Raw genomic sequence first — 21514 nt, 5'->3', positions numbered from 1 at the left:
CCCGCCGAGAGCCACGGATGACCAAGAATCCTTCATCAGACGCCACTTTGCCGAAAGGCATCCATCGAAGCTGGAAGCTGCCGGATAAGTCGCTGGGTGACTTGTGGGATTCGATCGTGATGGACGAAGCCATCAAAAAACAGTTGCTGTCACAAGCGATCGTCAACTTCACGGTGCGCCCCAAGGTGGAGCGCACGGTACTCCCCCTGCACGGCGTGATCTTGTTGGTCGGCCCGCCGGGGACTGGGAAGACCTCCTTGGCACGGGGCTTGGCGCATCGTGTGGCCGAATCTTTTTCTTCTGCGAAGTTTCGATTGCTGGAAGTGGAGCCTCACACGCTGACGAGCTCTGCAATGGGAAAGACTCAACGCGCCGTGGCAGACCTGTTCTCGCAATCGATCGCAGAATCCGCAGCGGCGGGCCCGACGATCGTCCTTCTGGACGAGGTCGAAACGCTTGCGGCTGATCGAGCGAAGCTCAGCCTGGAAGCCAACCCGGTTGATGTGCACCGGGCCACCGACGCGGTGTTGGTGCAGTTGGACATGTTGGCCGAACGCAACCCGCATCTGCTGTTCGTGGCCACCAGCAACTTCCCACAGGCCGTCGACAGTGCCTTCCTATCTCGTTGCGACATGGTGATGGAGGTGCCACTGCCCGGCAAGGATGCCTGCAAGCAGATCCTAGTGGACTGCCTGAATGGCCTGGCAAAGACATTTCCGGGGATTGGCAAGCTTTCCTCGGCTCACCAGTTCGACGTGTGCGCTGGCGAGTGCGTCGGATTGGATGGTCGGGCCATTCGCAAGGTCGTAGCCAACGCCCTCGCGGCCGACCCGCAAGTGGCTATCGATCCGAACAAGCTTTCCGTAGAGCACCTGCGCAGTGCGATACGACAGGCAAAGCAAATGCGCCTTCAAGGAGGGAAGCAAAAATGACCACCGTTGTCAGCCGGACGTTTCGCAGCTCGCCGCACCGCGATGCGTTGCAGACATGGGATGCCATTGTCGAACTGCTCACTCAGGGCAAGGACGGCACGGCTCGCTCTGAACTCAGGGCCGTGACGGGCGTGGCCGCCAGCTTGATCGCCGACCAGGCACCCAAGAGCGCGCCCATCGTTGCGACATGCGATGGACCACGGACCAGGATCTACTGCCTCTTCGACGAAGACGCGATCGATGGTGATGATGCCAACGAAGAAGTCTTGGGGTTCGAGCCGTTGAAGGGAGACTGGGGAGTCTCGCTGCCGTGTCCGAAGGAGCAGCTCGGCTGGGTGCAAAGCGCGCTCAAAAAGCACAGTTCTCGCATCATTGCACGGGACTTGAGCCAAGGAATTGCCACGCAGGCGCAGGCCGATGCTGGGCAAGCGCTGTCGCTCGACCTCGGAGGTTTCCTCAAGTCATGAGCACCGTCGCCACCTACTCGTACACGCACTCGGTTACCTATGTGACCGACAACATCCTCAAGAGCTTGAAAGACATCATCCTGCTCAGTGGGCTGGACCCTGAGCACTTTGCGGATCGCTGGGAGAGCAATACCCGAGCCATCAAGACGTGGCTCGGGACCGGTGATCTGCGCAAGGTGATTCTGGAGATCTACAACCCGGCAACCGACAAGCTCGTGACCCGATGGGATATCGACATCGTGTATGGGTGGTCCGATGGCGACGGCAGCTTCTGGACAGATACCGAGCAGTTGAAGTACGCGATCAAGAAAGCTGGGCTGCTGCCATCGCAGGCCAAGTACAAGTTAATGCTCGATACAAAGCCAGGGCGACCTGATGTGGAGGGATGGAGCAAAGGAAGTTATCGCTCGACGGATGGAATGGTCAAGCAGAGCCTAGGCTCGACTGTCGAACACAGCGGCCTGGCGGGTCAGGCCGGATATTGGAGGCAACGCTGATGCTGTCGATCGATGAAGCTTTTCGCAAGTTCAAGTCGCGTCTGGAACTCAACGAACGCGAACAGAAGAATGCCTCGCAACGCCAGAACGAAGTGCGGGACTACCTGCAGACCAAGTTCGGCATTGCGCGCAGCTTCCTGACCGGTTCCTATGCTCGATACACGAAGACGAAGCCGCTCAAGGATATCGACATCTTCTTCGTGCTGAAGGACTCGGAGAAGCATTACCACGGCAAGGCCGCATCGGTAGTGCTGGATGATTTCCACTCTGCATTGGTGGAGAAATACGGTTCGGCGGCCGTGCGCAAACAGGCGCGCTCGATCAACGTGGATTTCGGTGTTCACATCGACGCGGAGGACAACACGGACTACCGGGTGGTCAGCGTGGATGCGGTGCCCGCATTCGACACCGGCGACCAGTATGAGATCCCCGATACGGCGTCCGGAAAGTGGATCAAGACGGACCCGGAGATCCATAAGGACAAGGCGACCGCAGCGCACCAAGCCTATGCCAATGAGTGGAAAGGTCTCGTGCGCATGGTGAAGTACTGGAACAACAATCCCAAGCACGGCGATCTGAAGCCGGTGAAGCCCTCGTTCCTGATCGAGGTAATGGCCCTTGAGTGTCTTTACGGCGGCTGGGGAGGATCGTTCGATCGCGAGATCCAGTCGTTCTTTGCCACGCTTGCCGATCGAGTTCATGACGAGTGGCCGGATCCCGCCGGACTTGGCCCGGCGATCAGCAACGATATGGATGCCGCGCGCAAGCAGCGCGCGCAGCAGCTGCTGTTCCAGGCGAGCCAGGACGCAAGCATCGCCATCGACCACGCGCGTCGTGGTCGCAATATCGAAGCGCTTCGCGCCTGGCGCGCACTGTTTGGCCCCAAGTTCCCACTGTCCTGATTCCATCGGCTTCCATACACGTCCCATCGAGGTACAGCATGTCCCAGTGGTCGCTTTCCCAGCTCCTGTCGTCCCTGCATGAGGACATCCAGCAGCGCTTGTCCGTAGTACGCAAGACCTTCGGTCACCCGGGTACGAAGGGGGATGCGAGCGAGAACGTCTGGATCGACATGCTGGATACCTATCTGCCCAAACGGTACCAGGCGGCCAAGGCGCATGTGGTGGACAGCCTGGGGAACTTCAGCCAGCAGATCGATGTGGTGGTGTTTGATCGGCAATATTCGCCTTTTATCTTCACCTACGAGAACGAGACGATCATTCCAGCCGAAAGCGTGTACGCCGTTTTCGAGGCCAAGCAGACGGCTGACGCGGGGCTTGTGGCCTATGCCCAGGAGAAGGTCGCCAGTGTGCGCAGGCTGCACCGCACGAGCCTGCCGATCCCGCACGCTGGCGGGACCTACCCAGCGAAGCCGTTGATTCCGATTCTGGGTGGCTTGCTCACCTTCGAGAGCGAATGGAGTCCTGCATTGGGTCCATCCATGGACAAGGCGCTGAACGCAAACCTCACCGAGGGGCGTCTGGACATCGGATGCGTTGCCGCCCACGGGCACTTTTTCTATGACCAAGCCAGCGGCGCGTACAGCTACACCAACGAAAACAAGCCGGCGACCGCGTTTCTTTTCAAGCTGATCGCGCAGCTTCAGTTCAGTGGAACGGTCCCCATGATCGATGTGGAGGCTTACGGTCAGTGGTTGACCAAGTGAGGGGGCGCTGTGGCAAGCATACGTTCGGAGTACCACCGGTTCCTGGCGCACTTGGCGCAGCGGCACGTGCACGACGACGTGCGCCGGCTGGCGCACCTGGTGCTCGATCACCTGCAGCCACTGGCCGAGGTCGGTGCTGCACGCCGGGGGCGCTCCACGCGCTTGGCGCCGCTGGCCATCGCGCATCTGGCGCAAATGCCTGTCGCCTACGACGGGGACGCGCGCGGCCCCGAAAACGGGCCGGCGTTCGGGCGACTGCACCAGCTCGAAGTCGGGCCGTTTCGAGGATTCATGCGGCAGGAGACGTTCGACCTCAGCCATGACATCACCTTGGTCTACGGTGCCAACGGCACCGGCAAGAGCAGCTTCTGCGAAGCCTTGGAAGTGGCGATGCTCGGTTCGATCAGCGAAGCGCAGGCCAAGCGGGTCGACCAGCGGACGTACTGCAACAACGCTCGCCTGCGCCGCCACGTCGCGCCAGTCCTGTCGTCTACGGCGGCGGGCGAAGCGCAGGCCGTCCAGCCCGACGAAGCTGAGTATCGCTTCTGCTTCATCGAGAAGAACCGCCTCGACGATTTCGCCCGAATCGCCGCGCGGACCCCGAGCGATCAGCGCCAGCTCATCGCCACCCTGTTCGGCGTGGACCAGTTCAGCGAGTTCGTGCGCGGCTTCAACCCCTCGCTCGATCAGGACCTGATGCTTGCCGGCGTGCAGGCGGCGCAGCTGGCGCAGCGTCGCCTGCGGTTGGCGAGCTCCGAACAGACCATCGCCGCCTACCCGCAGAAGATCGCAGCGGTCGAGGGCCTGGAACAAGCTTTGGCGCAGCGCATGTCACCTGGCGCGACCTATCAAGCCTGCGTGGACTGGCTGCTGGGTACGCCGCAGCAGCAAGGACGGCTACCGTATGTCCAGGCTCAGCTGGACGCCAACCCGCCTGCCATTCACGAGGTGACCCAGGCCCGCCTGCAAGCGTTGCTGGCAGAGGCCTACCGCGTCCAGGGACTGTGGCAAGCGTCTTCCGCGCAACTCGCGGCCCGCGCGGGCGAGGTGTCGTACGCGAAGCTCTACGAGGCCGTGCAAGCGTTGGCGGACGGGGCGACCGCGTGTCCGGCATGTGGAACCGGACTGGCCGCTGTGGCACAGGACCCGTTCGCCAGGGCGCGAATGGGCCTGGAGCAGCTCGCGCAACTGGCCGTCCTGCAGCAGCAAGAGGCCGGGCATCGGACGCAGTTGAGCGAGGCGGTCCGAGCGCTGTGGGACGAAATGCGCCGCGTGGTGGCGGCGGCTGGGGTCGCTTGTCCTGCCGAATCGCAGGCCGCGGGCCTGCCACTGCTGCCTCCCACGTCGGCGGGCAATTGGCTCGGCGGCTGGGTGAATGGGGACCAGCGCGCCTGGCAAGCCCTCTTACGGATCGCACAGATCATCGAAGGCTTCGACGCGCAGGCGCGCGACGTGCATGCCCAGCGCGGCGCGATGGCCCAGGAGCGCGACCGCCTGCAACAGCATCAGCTGGAGATCGAACGGCTGCGGACCATGCGCACGACTGCGGATCAGGAGCTGGCGGCCGCCCGCCAAACCGTGGCCCAATTCGACGACGCGAACCGCGGCCTGATCCAGGCGGCCACGGACGAAATGCCGGTGGTGGTGCACCATCAGCGGGTCAAGGCCGCCTACGACGGCTTCCTACCCGAGATTCAGGCATACCTGACCGCTCTGCCGGGGGTTCTGCTACAGGGGCTGGGAGACCAAGCCCGCCATCTCTACAACGCATTCAACCGGGCCGATCCGCCCGGCGATCTGCTGCACGCGCTGTGGTTGCCCGTGGCCGAGAACGGCAAGATCGAGGTGGAGTTCGCCGGCGAGCCGGGCGTGCGCTACGACGCGTTGATCGTCTTCAGCGAAGGGCACATCAAATGCTTGGGTCTGGCGATTCTGCTTGCCAAGAACCTCGCGCAGGGCTGCCCCGTGGTCATCTTCGATGACGTCGTCAATGCGATAGACGACGACCATCGCGATGGCATCTGGCGTACCTTCTTCGAGGACGGTTTGCTCCACGGCAAGCAGGTTATCCTCACCTCGCACGCAGAGGAGTTCCTGCACCGCATCCAGCAGGAGTTGGGCGTGCGCCGCGCCGCGGCCATCAAGCGCTACAAGTTTCTCCCGCATCAGGGAGAGCACGAACTGCGGGTCGACAGCGACCCGCCAGCGAAGAACTATGTTCTTCTGGCCCAGCAGGCGTTGGCGGCTGACGAGAAACGCGAGGCACTGCGCCAGGCCCGGCCGGCGCTGGAGAGTCTGACGGACCGCCTGTGGACGTGGCTGGGTCGGCGGGCGGACGGCCGGATCGACATCAAGCTGAGCGGGCCCCGCGCGCCTTGGGAGCTGAACAATAAATGCACCAAGTTGCGGTCGGCCGTCGAGCGTATCGCGGCGCAACATGCGGGTGCGCCGGATGCCGTAGGGGCGTTGGTCAGGCTGCTCAATGTCAGCGGTACGAGTATTGAATGGGGTTACCTCAATAGCGGTGTGCACGACGCTCAGCGCGATCATGAGTTCGATCGGGCGACGGTAAGAACGGTCGTCGAGGCGGTTACGGCGTTGGATGCTGCTCTTGATACCCTGCAGAACCGATGAACGGCACACGGCTTTGCAGAGCAGTGCCGCCCGTGTCACCTCATAAGTACTTCTTGAAGCTGCCTGCGGTCAGGCTGACTGCCATCCCCAGCATCGCCGCGCTGGGCAGCAGGATGACCAGAGGATGCACCGATATGGGCAGAGCGAGATAGGTGACCCAAGGCAGCACGGCCAACGGCATCAGGCTGGCCTTCGCGCGGTGGTAGATGAAGCCGGATTCGCGGCCCGCGCCGAACCGGCGCACATCCCGTCGCACCAGGCCGTCAATCAGGCCGACGAATGCCGCCGTGAGGATCAGCGGCAGCGTGAGCACCAGGACCAGCAGGCGCACCAGGAAGGTGAGCGTCGTGAAGGCCGCAGCGATCAGGTAGCTTTCGGCCCAGACATAGACCTGGCTGATGTAGTAGCGGAAGTTGCGGCTCTGCCCGTGGCTGGGCGCGCGGACGCGCTCGGCGGTCTGGCTCATGCGCTCCAGCAACCCCGAGCGCACGAACACCCACTCGTACCCGGTATCCACCAGCTCGTGCGCCGTGCGCCCGGGCTCCTGCACCACCACGCTGCGCGTGAAGTGGTTGGACAGGTGCCCGAGTTCGTACTGCAGCATCTGCTGGGAGTGGCGCCAGCCCTGGTCCTTCCAGAACAGGTGCATGCCGACGCACTCCACCACGATCGAGAACAGCAGCGAGCCAATGAGCACCCCGAGCAGCCGGAACGGTAAGGTGATGGTGCCGACGATCAAGCCTTGGCGTTGGTTCTGCTCCCGCTGCGCGGTCGAGGTGGCATCCTTCATGGCACGGCCTCGTTGCCCGAGCCATCGTCGGCGCCAGTGGCCACCGCGCCGGGCTCGGCCGCAGCGGCATCGTCCAGCAGGTCGTCGGGCAAGGCCGCATCCTGCAAGGCCGGCGAGCTGGTGAACTCCCACCACTGCGTGGCCTCGCTGTAGCTCTGGCGCATGTACCCGGCCAGTTGCTGCAGGTCCGCCGGCATCACTTCATCCGGGTCCGGCGCCGGCAGCGGCATGCGTACCTTCCAAAGCTGGCCGCCCTGCAGCAGCGCGAAGCACTGGCCCTTGGGCAGACCGACGACGTGTGACGGCTCGATCATCGGCACGCTGGACATGCTGATGCGGTCCTGGGTGTTCGACGTGAAGTCCGTCGCGCCGCGGATGTCTGAGCTGTCCGTCGCGCCCGAGACGATGGTGGTCGTATAGACCTCGACCTTCGGCAACTGCCTCGTCAGCAGTTCCGCGGTGGCCGTCTCGCGCACGCGCAACATGAATAAATTGTTGAAATTCCCGATCACTTGGCCGGCCTTCGCGCGATTTCCGATGCGGGCCTCGATGTCCGAAAGCGTTTGCGTGTAGGCGGTGACTTGTAGGCCCGCGCCACCGCCCTTGTTGATGAGCGGAATGAACTCGTCACCCATCAATTCATTGAACTCGTCCGCATGCACGTTGATCGGCACGCGCGCACCAGCCGATGCGCCCGGCAGGCCATCGTCGATTCCGTGCTTGTAGATGTGTCCGGCCACCGAAACCAGGTCAGAGAACATCGAATTGCCGACCGCTGCGGCGACCTCGGCGTCAGACAACGCATCCAGACCCACATAGACGATGGCCCGCTTTCGGATGACCTGCATCCAGTCGAAGATCGGGCGCGGGTCGGCCAGGTCGGAGTAGTTCGGCGCCAGGAGATGGGCGATCTTGCCGCTCGTGAGCTTTTCCAGCAGCGGCAGCAGCGATGCAACGATCTTGTCGAAGTAGGTCTTGTCGTAGCGCACCGCCGAGCGCAGGCCATCGAGCACAGGGTCGTAGTTGCGCGCCTGGGAGAGGTATTGCTCCAGCGCCACCACACGCTTCTCGCGCCCGATCATGTTCCTTGGGATGTTCTTCTCGTTGAGCTTGGCCTCGATCTGGACGATCACCTCCCAGGCCTTGGGCTCCGTCTTGGCAAAGTAGTGCTGGGCGTACTCAATGAACAGCGCGTCGATGTTGATGACGTGGCGCTGGATCAGCATGTAGTCCGGGCGCTGCCCCAGTTCCACCAGGGCGCGGGCGATGATGTTCACGAAGCGCCATGCGAACTCGCGGAACGCCGCGCTGTTGCCTTCGCCGGAGAGCTGCCCCGCGATGCGTGTCGCCACTTCCGAGATCCGACCGAAGCGGCCCACGGCGTTGTAGCGGGCGCTGATTTCCGGCCAGCCCAAGTGGAAGATGTAGAACTCGCCTTCGCGGCCAGCGCGCTGGGCTTCGACGTACATCCGTTTCAAGAGATCGGCATCCCCCTTGGGGTCGATGACGATGACGACCTCATGCTCGCCGGCAGCATTCCTGCGGCGGATGTCCTGCGTGACGAACAATTCGGCCAGGCGCGTCTTGCCCACCCGCGTGGTGCCCAGCACCAGCGAGTGCCCGACGCGCTCGCCCAGCGGCAGGCTGACGTCCACTTCGTCGGGCTCGATGCCGTGCAGCCTTGGCAGGCCGCCGACAGGCGGCAACGGGCGCACGGGGTTGAAAGGCACGTCCCAGCCGGTGAGCTTCGGCAGGCGAGAGAGCGGCAATGGCGCGAACTCCAGCCGTTCCTCCAGGCGCCTGGCCAGCCGGTAGGCCGGCGTCGGCTCGACGTAGCGGCGGAACTCGGGCCGGTACGTCTGCATCAGCCGATGCGTGTGCTTCTGCTCCCAGAGAAAGCCGCGCCCCACGAATAGGCGCTGCTGGCTGACCGGCACGTCCTTGCTGGTCATCACGTAACGCGGCAGACGGCGGATGTTGCGCCGGTAGCGCAGGATGATGCGGGCATCGCGGTAGCGGATCGCGCCGTAGGCGCCGAACGCCAAGGCGCTGCCGATGCCCATGGCCGGGCTCAGCGCGAGCGACCATGGGGCCACCAGGCACAGAAACGCGGCGCCTGCACACGCCGCGACGGTGTATAGCTCCACCGCTGGGCGTAGCAGAACCTCGACCGGCTGTTTGCCTGACATGGCTTCATTGCTCGATGCCGGTGGCCGTGATCAGCGCCGGGTAGTGCCGCAGGCCCAGGCGATCGGCCAGGTCGTCGCCGGCCACGGGCGCGAGCGGTACGCCAGGCACCAGAGCGCGCAGCCGTGCCAGGCTCTGCGCGGTCTCGACGTTGACCACCAGGCCGACCGCGCCGCGTTCACGCAAAGCGGCGGCGCGGCGCTGCAACCAGACCCGGGAAGCCTCGTCGTCGCCGATGACCGCGAACGGCCGCAGGCCGGGCGCTTCGATCACGCGCCGCGCGACGGTACCGGGCGTGAGCTTGCTGCTGCGCACCGGCAGCATCGCGGCTTCGTCCGCTGGCGTGGCGGGAACCCGGGGCGTCGGGATGGGGGGGCGGGCCGGCGCGTTGGCGCGCGGCTGGAGGTTCAGGGCTTCGTAGTACGGCAATGCCGACGTGCCGCCACGGTCCTCGACCACGATCAGCGGCTCGCCAGCACGCGAGGCCAGCGGCAGGCCTGACAGCAGCATGAGCAGGCCCGTGAGCGCGAGTTGGACCGGATGGGGTTTCGTCATGGGGAGGTCTCCTGGCGCGCGGCGAAGACCGCGGCGGTTGGGCGCGTGCCCTGCACGCGGGCAAGGTGGCGGGACACGCTGCGCCGATAGCGGACGGCGGGCTCGCCGCCAGCGGGGCGGTGGTAGCGGCCGATCGCCAGCAGCCAGTCCTCGCCGGGGGTGTGCTGCTCCTTCAGGATCTCGGCGGCAACGGCGAGGTTGCGGTACGGGTCCAGCAGATCGCACGCGCCGGTGAAGCGGTGCTTGTGGTAGCCAAGGTTGATCTGGCCCAGGCCCGCGTCGATGCGCGTGTGCGGCGTGGCGCGCATCGCCTGCTGCAGGCCAGCGCAGGCGTCGGCGCGCGTGGCGAAGCGGCGCGATTGGCCGGCGACGTTGAGGGACCACGGCCATGGGACGATGCGCCCGTTGCGCCGGATGCCGCTCTCCTGCAAGGCCACGGCGTAGAGCACCGTCGAAGGGATGCCCGCGCGCTGGGCGGCAAGCTGGTAGGCCGGTGGCGGCACCTCCTGGGCATGGGGGGTGCTGGCATACACGCCTGCAGAGAGCACCAGTGCGCGCAAGAACTGCGATACGGGGGCAGCTACGGCTGGCGCTGCCATTGGCCGTTCACCTCGCGCACGGCTGCGGGCAAATCACCGGGCAGGCCCAGCGACAGCCAGCGGCCGCCATCGTGGTTGAGCGTGATGCTGCCGGCGCGCACGCGCGCCGGGTCGATCTGCGCGCGCTTGGCCCAGTCGCGGATGCGCGCGTCGTCCTGGCGGCTTCCGACCATGTACAGGTCGAAATCGGCGCCTGAGGATTGCAGACGCTGTACGAGCTGCCCGCAGGCAGCGCAGCCATCCTTGACGAACACCGCGGTGCGGCCTCTACCACGCACGGGACCGGCGCCGGGCTTGTCGTCGGGCAGGTTCACGCGCTGCATGCCGGGGTTCAGGCGCTGCCAGGCTTCGTCGTAGGCGCGCTGGTAGGCGAGCAGCTTCTCGACGCGGCGCGCTTCGACCTGCACCTGCAGCTCTGCGTAGCGCCGCCGCTCTTCGTCAGTGCGTGCCTCGATGCCCAGGGCGGACAGCGGGTCCAGGTTGGGCGAGTAGATGCCCAGCGGCCCGTCCATCAGCTCGCGATAGCGAGTCCACTCCTGCGGTTGCAGGCCCCATTCACTGGCCGCCCGATCGTCCAGCACGCGGGCGGCCAGCGGGCGCTCCTGGCTTTGCGCATTGCGCGCCGGGGCCGTTGCGGGCTGCTGCGCCCAGATGGGCCACTGCACCGACGCCAACACGAGCGCGGAAAGGAGGATCGACGGCTTCATGGGGTGCTCCGGTCAGGGAATCGCCACACGGCGGGTCTGGTTGCCGGCCTGGAACACTGCGGTGTTGCCCTCGATCGCCTGCAGGCGCCACGGGCCGACCGCATCCCCGGGCAGCAGCACCTGAAGTTGGGCGGGCATGAAGTCCCCGGTGCTCGGCGCGACGGACACGCTGCGCTGGCCAGCGCGCAGTTCGGCGCCGACGACGCGGAACGGCAGCGGCGGCGGTTCGGCCTTGGAGGCGGCGGCCGGGCGTGATGCGCGCGGCTGGGCGGGGGCTGCGGCACGCGCGGCGGTCTGGCGCGTCTTGATCTGCTCGATTTCGGCGCGTAGCGCCTGAAGGTCATCAGCGGCGGCATAGCCGCTCAGCGACTTCTCGACCTGGGCAGCGCGTGCTTCCAGGACTTGGCGGGTGTCCTTGAGGTCAGCGGCCGTTGCGACGGCTGGGCGCTGCTGGATGGCCTCGATGGTCTCGGCCAGGCCAGTCGCCTGCGCTTCCAGGCGCTGCAGGCGGGAATCCAGCCGATCCTGGTCGGTTTGATCGCGCATCGCCAGGTAGCCCAGCGCCACGATGACACTGAGGCCGATCAGCCAAAGCCAGAACAGGCTCTGTATGACAACCGCCGCGGTTGAGCGTTGGGCGGGATGCGAGGCATTCATGGCTGGCCTCCCGAAACCGCAGGCGCCAGCGGGAACGTCTGCACCGTCTCGGTGGCGAGTGGCCCGGATGGGGACTCGGCGACTGCACGGTCGCCGGGCCGATCGAAGCAGATTTGCCGTGCGCGGTCATCCGCGTGCAGTTCCCAGGACGGCCCAGCCAGCGTGAGCAGCGCATGGCGCAAGGTCATGGGGCCGAGATGCAGATGTGCCGCCGGCAGCGGCAGCGCGTACAGTTCGATCACGGCATGCGCGGTCTCGCAAAGGCCGTAGCCGCTGCGCTTGAGCACATGCCGCATCCCGTCGCCGACCGTGGCGCGGGCATCCTCGGGCATGGACACGTCGATGGTCTGCAACAGCAGGTCGCGCTGCGCTGCCGTGGGTGCCAACTCGACCAGCGTGTAGCGGCCGTAGCGCACGACCGGGATGTACTCGGGCGCCTCGGGTTCGGGCGCGGCCGAGACTTCCTCGATGGCATCGGGTGCGAGCGGCGCCGTGGTGGTCGCGCAGCCACTGGGCAGGGCTGCGGCCAGGAGGCCGGCGCCGACCAAGTGCCGGGATACATGGATTGCGGGCATGGCATCGGCTCTTCTGTTGCGATGCCGATACCTTGGCCGCGCGCGGCGGCGCGGTCAGTCAGGAATGCGAACTGGGAGCTACCCGCTTTTGCAGTCCAACACATAGCGCAACCCGCAAACCCAACTGTGGTTTGCACATTGATTCAATAATTGTTGTATTATCGAACCATGCAAGAAGATCAAGCCATTTCCGCCTTAAACGCCCTGGCTCACACCCAGCGCCTGCGCGTGTTCCGCGCCTTGGTCGTTGCTGGCCCGGGCGGACTGACGCCAAGCACGCTAGCCGACCAGCTCGACGTGGCCCGCAACACCTTGTCCTTCCACTTGAAGGAGCTGGCCCATGCCGGCCTCGTCACCATCGAGCAGCAGGGTCGCAACCTGATCTATCGGGCCGAGTACGGCCACATGAACGGCCTCATCGGCTACCTGACCGAGCATTGCTGCCAAGGTGGCGTATGCGAGGTTTCTCCATCCAAGACCTGCTGCTGACCATGACCGATACCACTTACAACGCCTTGTTCATCTGTACGGGCAATTCGGCCCGCTCCATCCTCGCCGAAGGCATCCTCAACGACATGGGCCAGGGGCGGTTTCACGCCTGGTCGGCAGGTAGCCATCCGAAAGGCGAAGTTCACCCGCTGGCGCTCGCCACGCTGGAGCGGCTGCACCTTCCGACAACGGGCTACCGCAGCAAGAGCTGGGACGAGTTCGTGAAGCCCGATGCGCCGGTGTTCGATTTCATCTTCACCGTCTGCGACAACGCAGCCGGCGAGGCTTGTCCTCTATGGCCGGGCAAGCCGGTGTCGGCGCATTGGGGCGTGCCTGACCCGGCTGCCGTGGAAGGCTCCTTGGAACGACAAAGCAAGGCGTTCTTCGATACCGCCATGACGCTGCGCCGACGCATCGAGTTGTTCCTGTCGCTGCCGATCAAGAGTCTAGATGCCATGTCGTTGCAGCGCGAACTGCGCGACATCGGCCGCCAGTGAGGCCTGAACCGATGAGCGCAACCGATACCGCCGGCCCCGCGCCAGCAAACTCCGCCATGAGCGGCTTTGAGCGTTACCTGACGCTATGGGTGGCGGTGTGCATCATCGCGGGTATCGCTCTGGGCCAGTTCGCGCCCGCCGCATTCCAGGCCATCGGCCGCATGGAGATCGCTCAAGTCAACCTGCCGGTGGGCTTGCTGATCTGGGTGATGATCATCCCTATGCTGCTGAAGGTGGACTTCGCCGCGCTCGGCCAGGTGCGCCAGCATTGGCGAGGCATGGGGATCACGCTGTTCATCAATTGGGCCGTCAAGCCGTTCTCAATGGCACTTCTGGCGTGGATCTTCATCCGCCACGCTTTTGCTGATTGGCTGCCCGCCGACCAACTCGACAGCTACATCGCCGGCCTGATCCTGCTGGCTGCCGCACCGTGCACCGCAATGGTTTTCGTTTGGAGCCGACTGACTGGCGGCGATCCGGCATTTACGCTGTCGCAAGTGGCCTTGAACGACACCATCATGGTGCTCGCCTTCGCACCCATCGTCGGCCTGCTGCTGGGCCTGTCCTCGATCACGGTGCCTTGGGACACCTTGCTGGTGTCGGTGGGTTTGTACATCGTCATTCCGGTCATCCTGGCCCAGCTTTGGCGCCGGGCGCTGCTGCGCAAGGGACAGGCCGCGTTCGACAGGGCACTGGAACGCATCGGCCCGTTGTCCATCGCCGCGCTGTTGCTGACGCTGGTGCTGCTGTTCGCCTTCCAAGGCGAGGCCATCATCCGGCAGCCGCTGGTGATCGCCATGCTCGCGGTGCCGATCCTGATCCAGGTGTTCTTCAATTCCGGGCTGGCGTACTGGCTCAACCGCCAGGCGGGCGAAAAGCACTGCGTCGCTGGGCCATCCGCGTTGATTGGTGCCAGCAACTTCTTCGAGCTGGCCGTGGCCGCCGCCATCAGCCTATTCGGCTTCCATTCCGGTGCGGCACTCGCAACAGTGGTCGGCGTGCTCATCGAGGTGCCGGTCATGCTGCTGGTGGTGCGGGTGGTCAACCGCTCACGCGGCTGGTACGAACGCCGCGCGACCACTTCGTAATCTCCAAGAGGCATCCATGAGCACCATCACGATCTACCACAACCCAGCCTGCGGCACATCGCGCAACGTGCTGGGCCTGATCCGCAACAGCGGCGAGGAACCGACCATCATCGAGTACCTGAAGACGCCGCCCGGCCGCGACACGCTCCAGGCGCTGATCGCGGCGATGGGCGTGCCGGTGCGGGACATACTGCGCGAGAAAGGTACGCCCTATGCCGAACTCGACCTGGGCAACCCGAAGTGGAGCGACGACGACCTGATCGGTTTCATGCTCCAGCATCCCATTCTCATCAACCGGCCGATCGTGGTCACGCCGCTGGGTGTGCGCCTGTGCCGGCCATCGGAAGCCGTGCTCGACCTTCTGCCGCAACCGCAGCGCGGCGCGTTCAACAAGGAAGACGGCGAGCCGCTGGTTGATGAGAAAGGCCGTCGTGTCTGAAGCCCGCCTCGACCTGCCAAACATCGACGCGGCGCTGTTCCAGCAACCAGACGCCGAACACCTGTTCGCGCCGGCACGGACCACCCACGCGCCGCGCTTCCTGCTGCTCTACGGCTCGCTGCGCGAACGCTCGTTCAGCCGCCTCGCAGCCGAAGAAGCCGCCCGCATCCTGCGGGCGCTGGGCGGTGAAACCCGATTGTTCAATCCGTCCGGCCTGCCGCTGGTGGACGATGCACCCGCTGATCACCCCAAGGTCAAGGAACTGCACGAACTGGTGCAATGGGCCGAAGGCATGGTGTGGAGTTCGCCGGAGCGCCACGGCGCGATGACCGGCCTGATGAAGACGCAGATCGACTGGATTCCGCTGTCGGTCGGCGCGGTGCGCCCGACCCAGGGCAAGACGCTGGCGGTGATGCAGGTGTCGGGCGGCTCGCAGTCCTTCAACGCGGTCAACCAGATGCGCGTGCTCGGCCGCTGGATGCGGATGCTGACCATCCCGAACCAGTCCTCGGTCGCCAAGGCATACCAGGAGTTCGACGAGGTCGGGCGCATGAAGCCCTCGGCCTATTACGACCGCATCGTGGACGTGATGGAAGAACTGATGAAGTTCACGCTGCTCACGCGCGACGCGGTCCCGTATCTGGTGGATCGGTACAGCGAGCGCAAAGAGGGCGCTGAATCACTGTCCAAGCGTGTACGGCAAGGTGCAATTTGACGATGCAAGGCACTGAAAAAAAGCCGACGACCTCTCGGTCGTCGGCATTGTGTGAAGTTCAGGCGGCGACCAATTGCCGGGCCAGTGCGACCTCGACGGAATCACCATCCTGGTTCAGAACATCGAGCCCGGATTCAGGCACGTCGCCCGAGGTGGACTGCGAGACCATGATCTTCTTGGCCATCAGCTCCAGGCAGGTCATCTGCGAAGAACCGGCATAGCCAAGGTAGATCACGCGCACGGGCTGCTTTTGCCCGATGCGCCAGGAGCGGCGTGCCGCCTGCTGGAGCGAGTACACGTTGTAGCCCGACTGCATGAACACGATCGTCGGGAACTCCAACAGGTCCAGCCCCGTCTTGACCAGCTCGGGGTTAGTGATGAGCACGTCGATGCCACGGTCCAGTTGCTCGGCGATCCAGTCTTCGCGGCGGCTGGCGTCCACGCTCGCGCGCAGCACCGCCACTTTGAAGCCCTCCTGCTCCAGCAGCACCTTCAGGCGCGACGTGGTGTCGCGCGTGCCGGTATAGACCGTGTAGGCCAGGACCTTGCGACCCTGTGCCTTCTCCTCTTTGCAGATGTCGATCAGCTCGCGCTCTTTCGGTGTCACCTCGAACTCGTTGAACTGAGCCGGGACGAACGCCAAGGTGTTGCGCGTGCGCGGATGCACCACGGTCTCCGACCGGAAGCAGCAATCCGGCCAGGCCAGCAGCACGTTGAGAACCACGCCCAGCAAGGTCGTATCGCGTCGCGCCAGAGCCTGTTTCAGCTCGGCGGTCAGCCGACCCGCCAGATCGCGGTAGGCCGCGGCTTGTGCCGTGTCCATCGCGACTTCACGGAACTCCTCGTCATAAGGCGGCAGGACGTTGCCGCCGATGTCCTTGAGCTTGAGGAAGATCGTGAACGGCAGGATGCAGCGCAAGACGCCCTTGGGGCCGAAGCCCGGGGCCTTGACCGTGCGCACCGATACCTTGGTGCCCTTGGCCGTCTTGTGCGCCGTGCCGGTGCTCTCGGAGTAGATGTCTTTCAAGACCCCGTGATCGCGCATGAACGCCATCGCAGCCGAGGTCATGCTGCCGCTCGTGGTCGGGCGGTAGCCGTCTTCGATCATCCGCCCAGGCAGGGCTCGGAACAGCAGATAGAACAGGTCGTCCCCATAGCCGCCCATCAGCGTGCCAGTCAGCAGCAAGGTCTTGCGAGCCTTCGCCGCCAGCACGCCCATGGCCTGGCCTTGGGCACTGCCGCCGTTCTTGTACTCATGGGCCTCGTCGGCGATCAGCAGGTCGAACGTGCCTTGCGGCAGGTACCTCTTGATGAACTCGGACGGTTGGTAGCCGCCCTCGCCGAAGCCGAACTCCATGTTGGCCATCGCACGTTCCATGCGCGTGGCCTGACGGTCAGAAAACACCAGCTCGCCGTTGCCGTCCATCAAGTTGATGAACTCGTGGATGTTGTCGCCGAGCATCGATGCCAGGAACCCGTCCCCGAACTTCTGCATCAGCTTCTGCGCGGTGACTTCCCCGATCGTCGGAATGCGCTTCAAGGCTTTGAGCACGGCCGAGGATTGATCGCTGCCGGACAGGCTGCGCGGGCGGATCAGCGTCCACAGGGGCGCGGCGCAATGGCTGCACTTCCTGCGGTACTCATCGGCTTGGAGAGCGACCGGGTTGACCGGCTCGCCGTCGAGGTCGGTGATAACCGTGCCGCAGTCCGGGCAAGCCGCCACGTCGCCGTGGCGGGTGCGTCGCGTGGTGAAGACAGGCTTCCAGTGGAAACCCATCCGCATCCTGACGCGCCCCAGGACGAAGAACTCCTGGCCCGTGGGCTGCACACCCAACTGCTCACGCAGCTTGATGAGTTTGACGAGCGTATCCGGCCCATTGAGCACCCATACCTTGGCGCCGGCCACCGTCTCCTGGATCTCCCGCCGCCACTTGTAAACCAGGTGCGGTGGCGACAGGACCAGAGTGCGGCGGTAGCCTTCGGCGTTGAGCACGGCGGCCGCGGCGATGCCGACGGTCGTCTTACCGCAGCCCATCTCGCCATTGACGATCGCGGCGCGTTCGCCACGGTCGATCAGCAGCTCGGCGGCGGCGTGGACGACTTCGGCCTGTGCTGGGAACAGCTTGCGCTTGAGGCTGGCGACGACGAGTTGCCGGTGCGCCTGCGGTTGGCCGGTATAGACCGGCGGGTTGGCGCTGTTGAGGGCGTCGAGCAGTTCGTCGCCGAACTCGCCGACGAAATCCTGAAGGCTCAGGGTCAGAGGGTTGGATTCCGCGTCCAGCAGTTCGCCCTGCACGGGCGTGGCTTCAGCGGCAGTGGTTTCGAGATCGAGGGACATGGTGATGCTCCAAAGAAAAATGGGGCATGCACCACCCCCAGCGGGGCAATGGCATGCCCCGTGGTGGGAGGAGAATCGGCGCGTGGCCGAAGGTGGTTGAAGATGCTGGCCTGGGTGGCCCGCGGGTGAACCGTGCTCAGTCCTCGGACGGCAGCACGATGGCGGTGATGCTGCGCCCCGTATCGGTGATGATGCGAATGGCGAGTCCCGGGTGGATCACGTAGTGCGATTCCAGCGGCGCGCCTGATTGAAGCGCAGAGCTGTTGGCCTCCCCCATTGCTGGGCGGTGACGTCGCCCCAGTCGCCGCGGGCGTGCCGTCTGAAGTACGGAATCGGGTCCAGGCGACCCGCGTTGAACAGGCGGTTGATACCTCTGCTGAAGATGAGCGCCCCAATGGGGAACGTCAGCCTGTGGCAGTAGGTTTCGATACGATGCGATGCCATGGGCTCCTCCTTGATGGTTCATTGGGCCACGACACCCCTGCCGGAGTGAAGTGGCTCCGTCAGGTGGATGAAGATGACGATGTGGGGCCTCAGATCAGGTCCCGCTCTTCGGGAAGCTGGACCACCGTGGTCTGGTGGTCTTCGCTGGTCTTGACGATCAGCGCCAGGTCCGGCGTGATCCTGAACTGCGAAATCATCAGGTTGTCCTGTTGGATCGCCACGTCGTTCGCTTGGCGGGTGGCCTCATCGATCTCGCCCCAGTCCCCGCGCACATGGCGCTGGACATAGGCCAAGGGGTCAATCAGGCCTCGCCGGGCCAGCCAATGCACCTTCTCGCTCAACTTCAACGTACTCGGTGTGAACAACGGTTGCTTGTGCGGCGCAGGCCGCTTGAACGGATTGGGGATCATGGTGTTTCTCCTTCGAGTTGGTACAGCAGGACGGCAGCGCGTCCGGTGGATCAGCGAATGGTCAACACCTCGCCCCGTGTCGGGGAGCCAGGCGTCATGTCCCACGCGCGGATGACAGGCACGAACTTGTCGGTGAGGATGCGTGTCTCGGCGATGGAGCCGTCTTCGCGTTCGGTGAATTCCCGCTGGAGCGTCTTGTCCTTGTGGGTGTCACCTTTGACGACGAGCACGCGCCCCGTCTGGGAGCGCACGACGCCGGAGATCGCGCCCGCGGCCAGAGCCAGGGCGAGATGCCAGTGGGACAAGGCCCGCGCCGGTGGACGCAGCGACTGCTGCGCGGTCCCCAAGTGCGTGTCCAGCGACGGCCAAAGGCCTTGCAGCCGGCCAACCTCGTCGGCGAACTGTTCGGGCTCCATCGTCACGCGGAAGAAATGCTCCGGCTCGGCCGGACTGGCGGGGACGATGTACGGCAGGAACGGCCATTCGCTCGGCAGTTCCTCGGCTTCGACTTCGCCAAGCCCAACCTGCAGCAGCAGATTGCGCACGGCCTTGACGCCATCGGGTGCCAGCTCCCGCTGACGGACCCGGCGGCCGAAGATCACCACCTGCTTGAACTGCGTTTCCACCGCTCGGTAGATACGCAGATCGGTGTAGTGGCGCGTCAACCAGCCGACCAGCTCCGCGTCGAGCACGTAGCCGGGGACGATGAAGACCAGCACGCCGCCGTATTGCAACAGCGACAGCGAACGCTGATAGAACAGCTTTTCGAGGCGGGCACGGCCCTGGCCCTGATAGCCGATGTTGCCGTTGACGTCCTTGGACAGGTCGCCATACGGTGGATTCAGCCACAGTAGTCCGAAGGACTGCTTGGAGATCATCGTGTCCATCAGGTCCGCGTGCAGGCAGTGATCGACCAGGCCGCGGGCATGGCGCGCCCGCTCGGCGTCGAATTCGACGGCGAACGCCTTGGCCTGTTCGCGCCCGAGGGCATGAGAGGCTTCGGCGATTGCCACGCCTTCACCGGCGCAGGGATCGAGGATGCACATCGGCCCGTCGCTGGGCATCAGTGCGTTGAGGGCTCTTTCGAGCGTGGGTTCGTCGGTCGGGTAGTACCCATTTTTGGCGAAATTGCGGGCGAGCCGCGGGAACATGAGAGCCATGGAAGTCTCCTGGTTGGCGGGGATGAATGACGGAAGCACGCCAAGGCGTGCCTCCGAGGGTGGGTCAAGCCGCTACCGCTTCCGGCGTCCAAATCTTGGCCGGATAGGGATAGGCGGTGAGCGCGTCACTGCGGATCAGGGAGCCCAGCGCCAAGCTCAGCGCCGGCACGTCGATGGCGAGCCGATGGCCTTCCAGCGGCCCGAGGGCGAACGGAAGGCGGGCCAGCATCTCGCGGCTTTGCAGCAGTTCCAGCACGGTCTCGCGCCAGTGGTCGAGTAGCGGTAACGGGCAGGTATCCCGCACCAACGTCCACAAGCGGTCGAGCCGGTGGGCGCTGTCGCGTGGCAGCAGTGCCAATGCGCTGGCGTTGGCCCTATCGGGCTTGACGCAGCGCCGGTCGAACAGCCACACGTTGGACAGCGAACCGAACAGCGTGCGTCGGTAAGCGCGCGTGATGCGCTTCTCCAGACGATCGACGTTGCCGATGAACACCGGGACGCTGCCGCCCTCGTCGGTGATGATGTGGAACTGGTCCAGTCCCTGCTCGTCGCGCCCGAGGGTCAGGCGGGCAAGGAACTGCTGGACGGCGGTGTCGCGCGCCCAGATGGACAGGAAGATCAGGTTGCCCTGGTCATCGCCGACGCAAGCGTCGGCCATAACGTCCGGGCATTCGTCGATGTGGAACAGCGTGGTGGATGAAGTGTGTGCGTGCATGGTGGTGTCCTCGATGAAATGAGGGGCAGCACCGCCCGCAGGGGCAGCGAATGCCCCGTTAGGGATGAAGGAATGCGGATAAGGTGTTCGATCCGCTTGGGCGTTCAGAACGTCTGTTCGGTGAACGAGCCGTCGGCCTGATGCTTGACTACACGGTTGCCAATGTTGCCCTCGCAGTCCTGTTGGACTTCGGTGAACATGCTTTCGGGCACGTCGATGTGGAAATGGCGCAGGACCACTCGGTAGTAGTCCAGGTAGTGGTTGAACGGGTCGCTCTCGTGCAGGTTGCTGTACAAGAAGTCGTCGCTCTCGACCTTCGCGGTATCGTCGATCAGCTCGGCCGGCTTTTCGATGAATAGGAAGAAGTAATTTGCCGGCCGGTCCCAGCCCAGTACGACGGTGATGGGAAAGCCCTTGTGAACGGTGTCGAAGTAGTGCCGACTCATGGTGATGTCCTCGGTGAATCGGAAACAGCACCGCCCCTGAGGCAGGTGCTGCCCCAAGGGGTGGAGAAAAGCCGCGCAAGCGGCGATGACGTGTGCCGGACCTCAATAGTCCGAATCGCAACCGGACGGGCAATAACCCAGTTCGATTCCGTGCGAGCAGTAGCCGTTTTCGGCGTTCCAGTCCTGGGTTTCCTGCCTTTCGGCCGGTGTGGCGTAGCCCCATTCCTGTGCGATCTGCAGCGCCTGTGCGCGTTGCTCTTCCGGCAATCGACTGGCTTGCGCGTCGATCTCCGAACTGAAAAGCGTGACCCAGTGGTCCCAGGACAGGCCACAACCACGCTGGGCGTGCTCGGCGGCTGTCTTGCAAACAGCTCGCCACGCGGGTTCACCCAGCGAAGAACGGGGTGTATCGCAATCGATGGTGGACATGATGGAGACCTCCAGAAGAAAGCCGGGGGCCTCCCCGCATAGGGAAAGAGCCCCGGCGGGTGGATGAAGAACACCGCG

The 21514-nt window shown here is 64.6% G+C and carries 24 protein-coding genes and 1 pseudogene; 11 read left to right on the top strand and 14 right to left on the bottom strand.

Annotated features, from left to right (window positions below; genetic code table 11):
- Window positions 1-17 precede the first annotated feature (17 nt).
- The 6 genes from cap6 to API01S_RS08160 are packed head-to-tail and all read left to right on the top strand — an operon-like array spanning window position 18 to window position 6196.
- On the top strand, window positions 18-932 hold the full coding sequence (gene cap6 / locus API01S_RS08185; protein ID WP_016852809.1) for a CBASS system CD-NTase-associated protein Cap6: 915 nt from the start codon (window positions 18-20) through the stop codon (window positions 930-932).
- Window positions 929-1399, top strand: coding sequence for a type III CBASS phage resistance system CD-NTase-associated protein Cap8 (gene cap8, locus API01S_RS08180; protein WP_003090160.1), 471 nt, complete (start codon window positions 929-931; stop codon window positions 1397-1399). The genes cap6 and cap8 overlap by 4 nt, the downstream gene beginning before the upstream one ends.
- Window positions 1396-1896: a type III CBASS phage resistance system CD-NTase-associated protein Cap7 gene (gene cap7 / locus API01S_RS08175; RefSeq protein ID WP_003090159.1), complete on the top strand. Its 501-nt coding sequence runs from the start codon at window positions 1396-1398 to the stop codon at window positions 1894-1896. Before cap8 ends, cap7 begins: the two co-directional genes overlap by 4 nt.
- A complete protein-coding gene (locus tag API01S_RS08170) occupies window positions 1896-2798 on the top strand; it encodes a CBASS oligonucleotide cyclase (protein WP_003090158.1) in 903 nt (300 codons plus the stop codon). Before cap7 ends, API01S_RS08170 begins: the two co-directional genes overlap by 1 nt.
- Before the next feature lie 38 nt (window positions 2799-2836).
- Entirely contained in the window at window positions 2837-3562 is a 726-nt protein-coding gene (gene nucC, locus API01S_RS08165; RefSeq protein ID WP_003050273.1) for a CBASS effector endonuclease NucC, read from the top strand.
- 9 nt (window positions 3563-3571) lie between these two features.
- Entirely contained in the window at window positions 3572-6196 is a 2625-nt protein-coding gene (locus API01S_RS08160) for an AAA family ATPase (RefSeq protein ID WP_023085359.1), read from the top strand.
- 40 nt (window positions 6197-6236) lie between these two features.
- Here API01S_RS08160 and API01S_RS08155 read toward each other — a convergent pair whose 3' ends face one another.
- Genes API01S_RS08155 through pilL2 form a run of 7 tightly spaced genes read right to left on the bottom strand, consistent with a single transcriptional unit; the run spans window position 6237 to window position 12266 of the window.
- Window positions 6237-6986, bottom strand: a complete 750-nt coding sequence (locus API01S_RS08155) for a TIGR03747 family integrating conjugative element membrane protein (RefSeq protein WP_006226024.1) — start codon at window positions 6984-6986, stop codon at window positions 6237-6239.
- On the bottom strand, window positions 6983-9175 hold the full coding sequence (gene traD / locus API01S_RS08150) for a type IV conjugative transfer system coupling protein TraD (protein ID WP_006226023.1): 2193 nt from the start codon (window positions 9173-9175) through the stop codon (window positions 6983-6985). The genes API01S_RS08155 and traD overlap by 4 nt, the downstream gene beginning before the upstream one ends.
- A 4-nt stretch (window positions 9176-9179) precedes the next feature.
- The gene (locus tag API01S_RS08145; protein ID WP_006226022.1) at window positions 9180-9728 is read right to left on the bottom strand and encodes an integrating conjugative element protein; all 549 of its coding nucleotides are present in this window, start codon (window positions 9726-9728) and stop codon (window positions 9180-9182) included.
- Window positions 9725-10327 (bottom strand): transglycosylase SLT domain-containing protein, encoded by a 603-nt coding sequence (locus tag API01S_RS08140; RefSeq protein ID WP_006226021.1) that lies wholly within the window; start codon window positions 10325-10327, stop codon window positions 9725-9727. Before API01S_RS08140 ends, API01S_RS08145 begins: the two co-directional genes overlap by 4 nt.
- Window positions 10309-11034, bottom strand: a complete 726-nt coding sequence (locus tag API01S_RS08135; protein WP_003120008.1) for a TIGR03759 family integrating conjugative element protein — start codon at window positions 11032-11034, stop codon at window positions 10309-10311. Before API01S_RS08135 ends, API01S_RS08140 begins: the two co-directional genes overlap by 19 nt.
- 12 nt (window positions 11035-11046) lie before the next feature.
- A complete protein-coding gene (locus API01S_RS08130) occupies window positions 11047-11691 on the bottom strand; it encodes a hypothetical protein (protein WP_003120009.1) in 645 nt (214 codons plus the stop codon).
- A complete protein-coding gene (gene pilL2 / locus API01S_RS08125) occupies window positions 11688-12266 on the bottom strand; it encodes a PFGI-1 class ICE element type IV pilus protein PilL2 (protein ID WP_016852812.1) in 579 nt (192 codons plus the stop codon). Before pilL2 ends, API01S_RS08130 begins: the two co-directional genes overlap by 4 nt.
- Window positions 12267-12434: 168 nt before the next feature.
- On the opposite strand from pilL2, the gene API01S_RS08120 reads away from it, so the two are divergent.
- Genes API01S_RS08120 through arsH form a run of 5 tightly spaced genes read left to right on the top strand, consistent with a single transcriptional unit; the run spans window position 12435 to window position 15494 of the window.
- The gene (locus API01S_RS08120; RefSeq protein ID WP_003120011.1) at window positions 12435-12755 is read left to right on the top strand and encodes an ArsR/SmtB family transcription factor; all 321 of its coding nucleotides are present in this window, start codon (window positions 12435-12437) and stop codon (window positions 12753-12755) included.
- A 2-nt stretch (window positions 12756-12757) separates the two neighbouring features.
- The gene (locus tag API01S_RS08115; protein ID WP_006226020.1) at window positions 12758-13252 is read left to right on the top strand and encodes an arsenate reductase ArsC; all 495 of its coding nucleotides are present in this window, start codon (window positions 12758-12760) and stop codon (window positions 13250-13252) included.
- Window positions 13253-13263: 11 nt separating this feature from the next.
- On the top strand, window positions 13264-14340 hold the full coding sequence (gene arsB, locus API01S_RS08110; protein ID WP_006226019.1) for an ACR3 family arsenite efflux transporter: 1077 nt from the start codon (window positions 13264-13266) through the stop codon (window positions 14338-14340).
- A gap of 16 nt (window positions 14341-14356) precedes the next feature.
- Complete coding sequence (gene arsC, locus API01S_RS08105; protein ID WP_006217715.1) at window positions 14357-14779, top strand: arsenate reductase (glutaredoxin); 423 nt, start codon at window positions 14357-14359, stop codon at window positions 14777-14779.
- A complete protein-coding gene (gene arsH / locus API01S_RS08100) occupies window positions 14772-15494 on the top strand; it encodes an arsenical resistance protein ArsH (RefSeq protein ID WP_003120015.1) in 723 nt (240 codons plus the stop codon). Before arsC ends, arsH begins: the two co-directional genes overlap by 8 nt.
- Window positions 15495-15552: 58 nt before the next feature.
- Here arsH and API01S_RS08095 read toward each other — a convergent pair whose 3' ends face one another.
- The 7 genes and pseudogenes from API01S_RS08095 to API01S_RS08065 form a co-directional block, all read right to left on the bottom strand.
- Window positions 15553-17832: a helicase-related protein gene (locus tag API01S_RS08095; RefSeq protein ID WP_006226018.1), complete on the bottom strand. Its 2280-nt coding sequence runs from the start codon at window positions 17830-17832 to the stop codon at window positions 15553-15555.
- A 136-nt stretch (window positions 17833-17968) separates the two neighbouring features.
- Window positions 17969-18276, bottom strand: a pseudogene (locus API01S_RS08090) (hypothetical protein).
- An 89-nt stretch (window positions 18277-18365) separates the two neighbouring features.
- Window positions 18366-18686: a hypothetical protein gene (locus API01S_RS08085; RefSeq protein WP_003120017.1), complete on the bottom strand. Its 321-nt coding sequence runs from the start codon at window positions 18684-18686 to the stop codon at window positions 18366-18368.
- 50 nt (window positions 18687-18736) lie between these two features.
- Complete coding sequence (locus tag API01S_RS08080) at window positions 18737-19870, bottom strand: DUF6094 domain-containing protein (RefSeq protein WP_254919932.1); 1134 nt, start codon at window positions 19868-19870, stop codon at window positions 18737-18739.
- A 40-nt stretch (window positions 19871-19910) separates the two neighbouring features.
- Window positions 19911-20561, bottom strand: coding sequence for a hypothetical protein (locus tag API01S_RS08075; protein ID WP_006226015.1), 651 nt, complete (start codon window positions 20559-20561; stop codon window positions 19911-19913).
- Between the two features lie 104 nt (window positions 20562-20665).
- Window positions 20666-21007 carry a hypothetical protein gene (locus API01S_RS08070; protein WP_016852814.1) on the bottom strand — a complete coding sequence of 114 codons (342 nt, stop codon included), beginning with the start codon at window positions 21005-21007 and terminating at the stop codon, window positions 20666-20668.
- A 102-nt stretch (window positions 21008-21109) separates the two neighbouring features.
- Window positions 21110-21436 (bottom strand): hypothetical protein, encoded by a 327-nt coding sequence (locus tag API01S_RS08065; RefSeq protein WP_006226013.1) that lies wholly within the window; start codon window positions 21434-21436, stop codon window positions 21110-21112.
- Window positions 21437-21514: the final 78 nt, after the last annotated feature.

Source organism: Achromobacter piechaudii NBRC 102461 (assembly GCF_001571245.1).
GTDB classification, from domain to species: Bacteria; Pseudomonadota; Gammaproteobacteria; order Burkholderiales; family Burkholderiaceae_B; genus Achromobacter; species Achromobacter piechaudii.
Note: the sequence above shows the minus strand (reverse complement) of the source record. Positions and strands in the feature narration are given on the sequence as shown.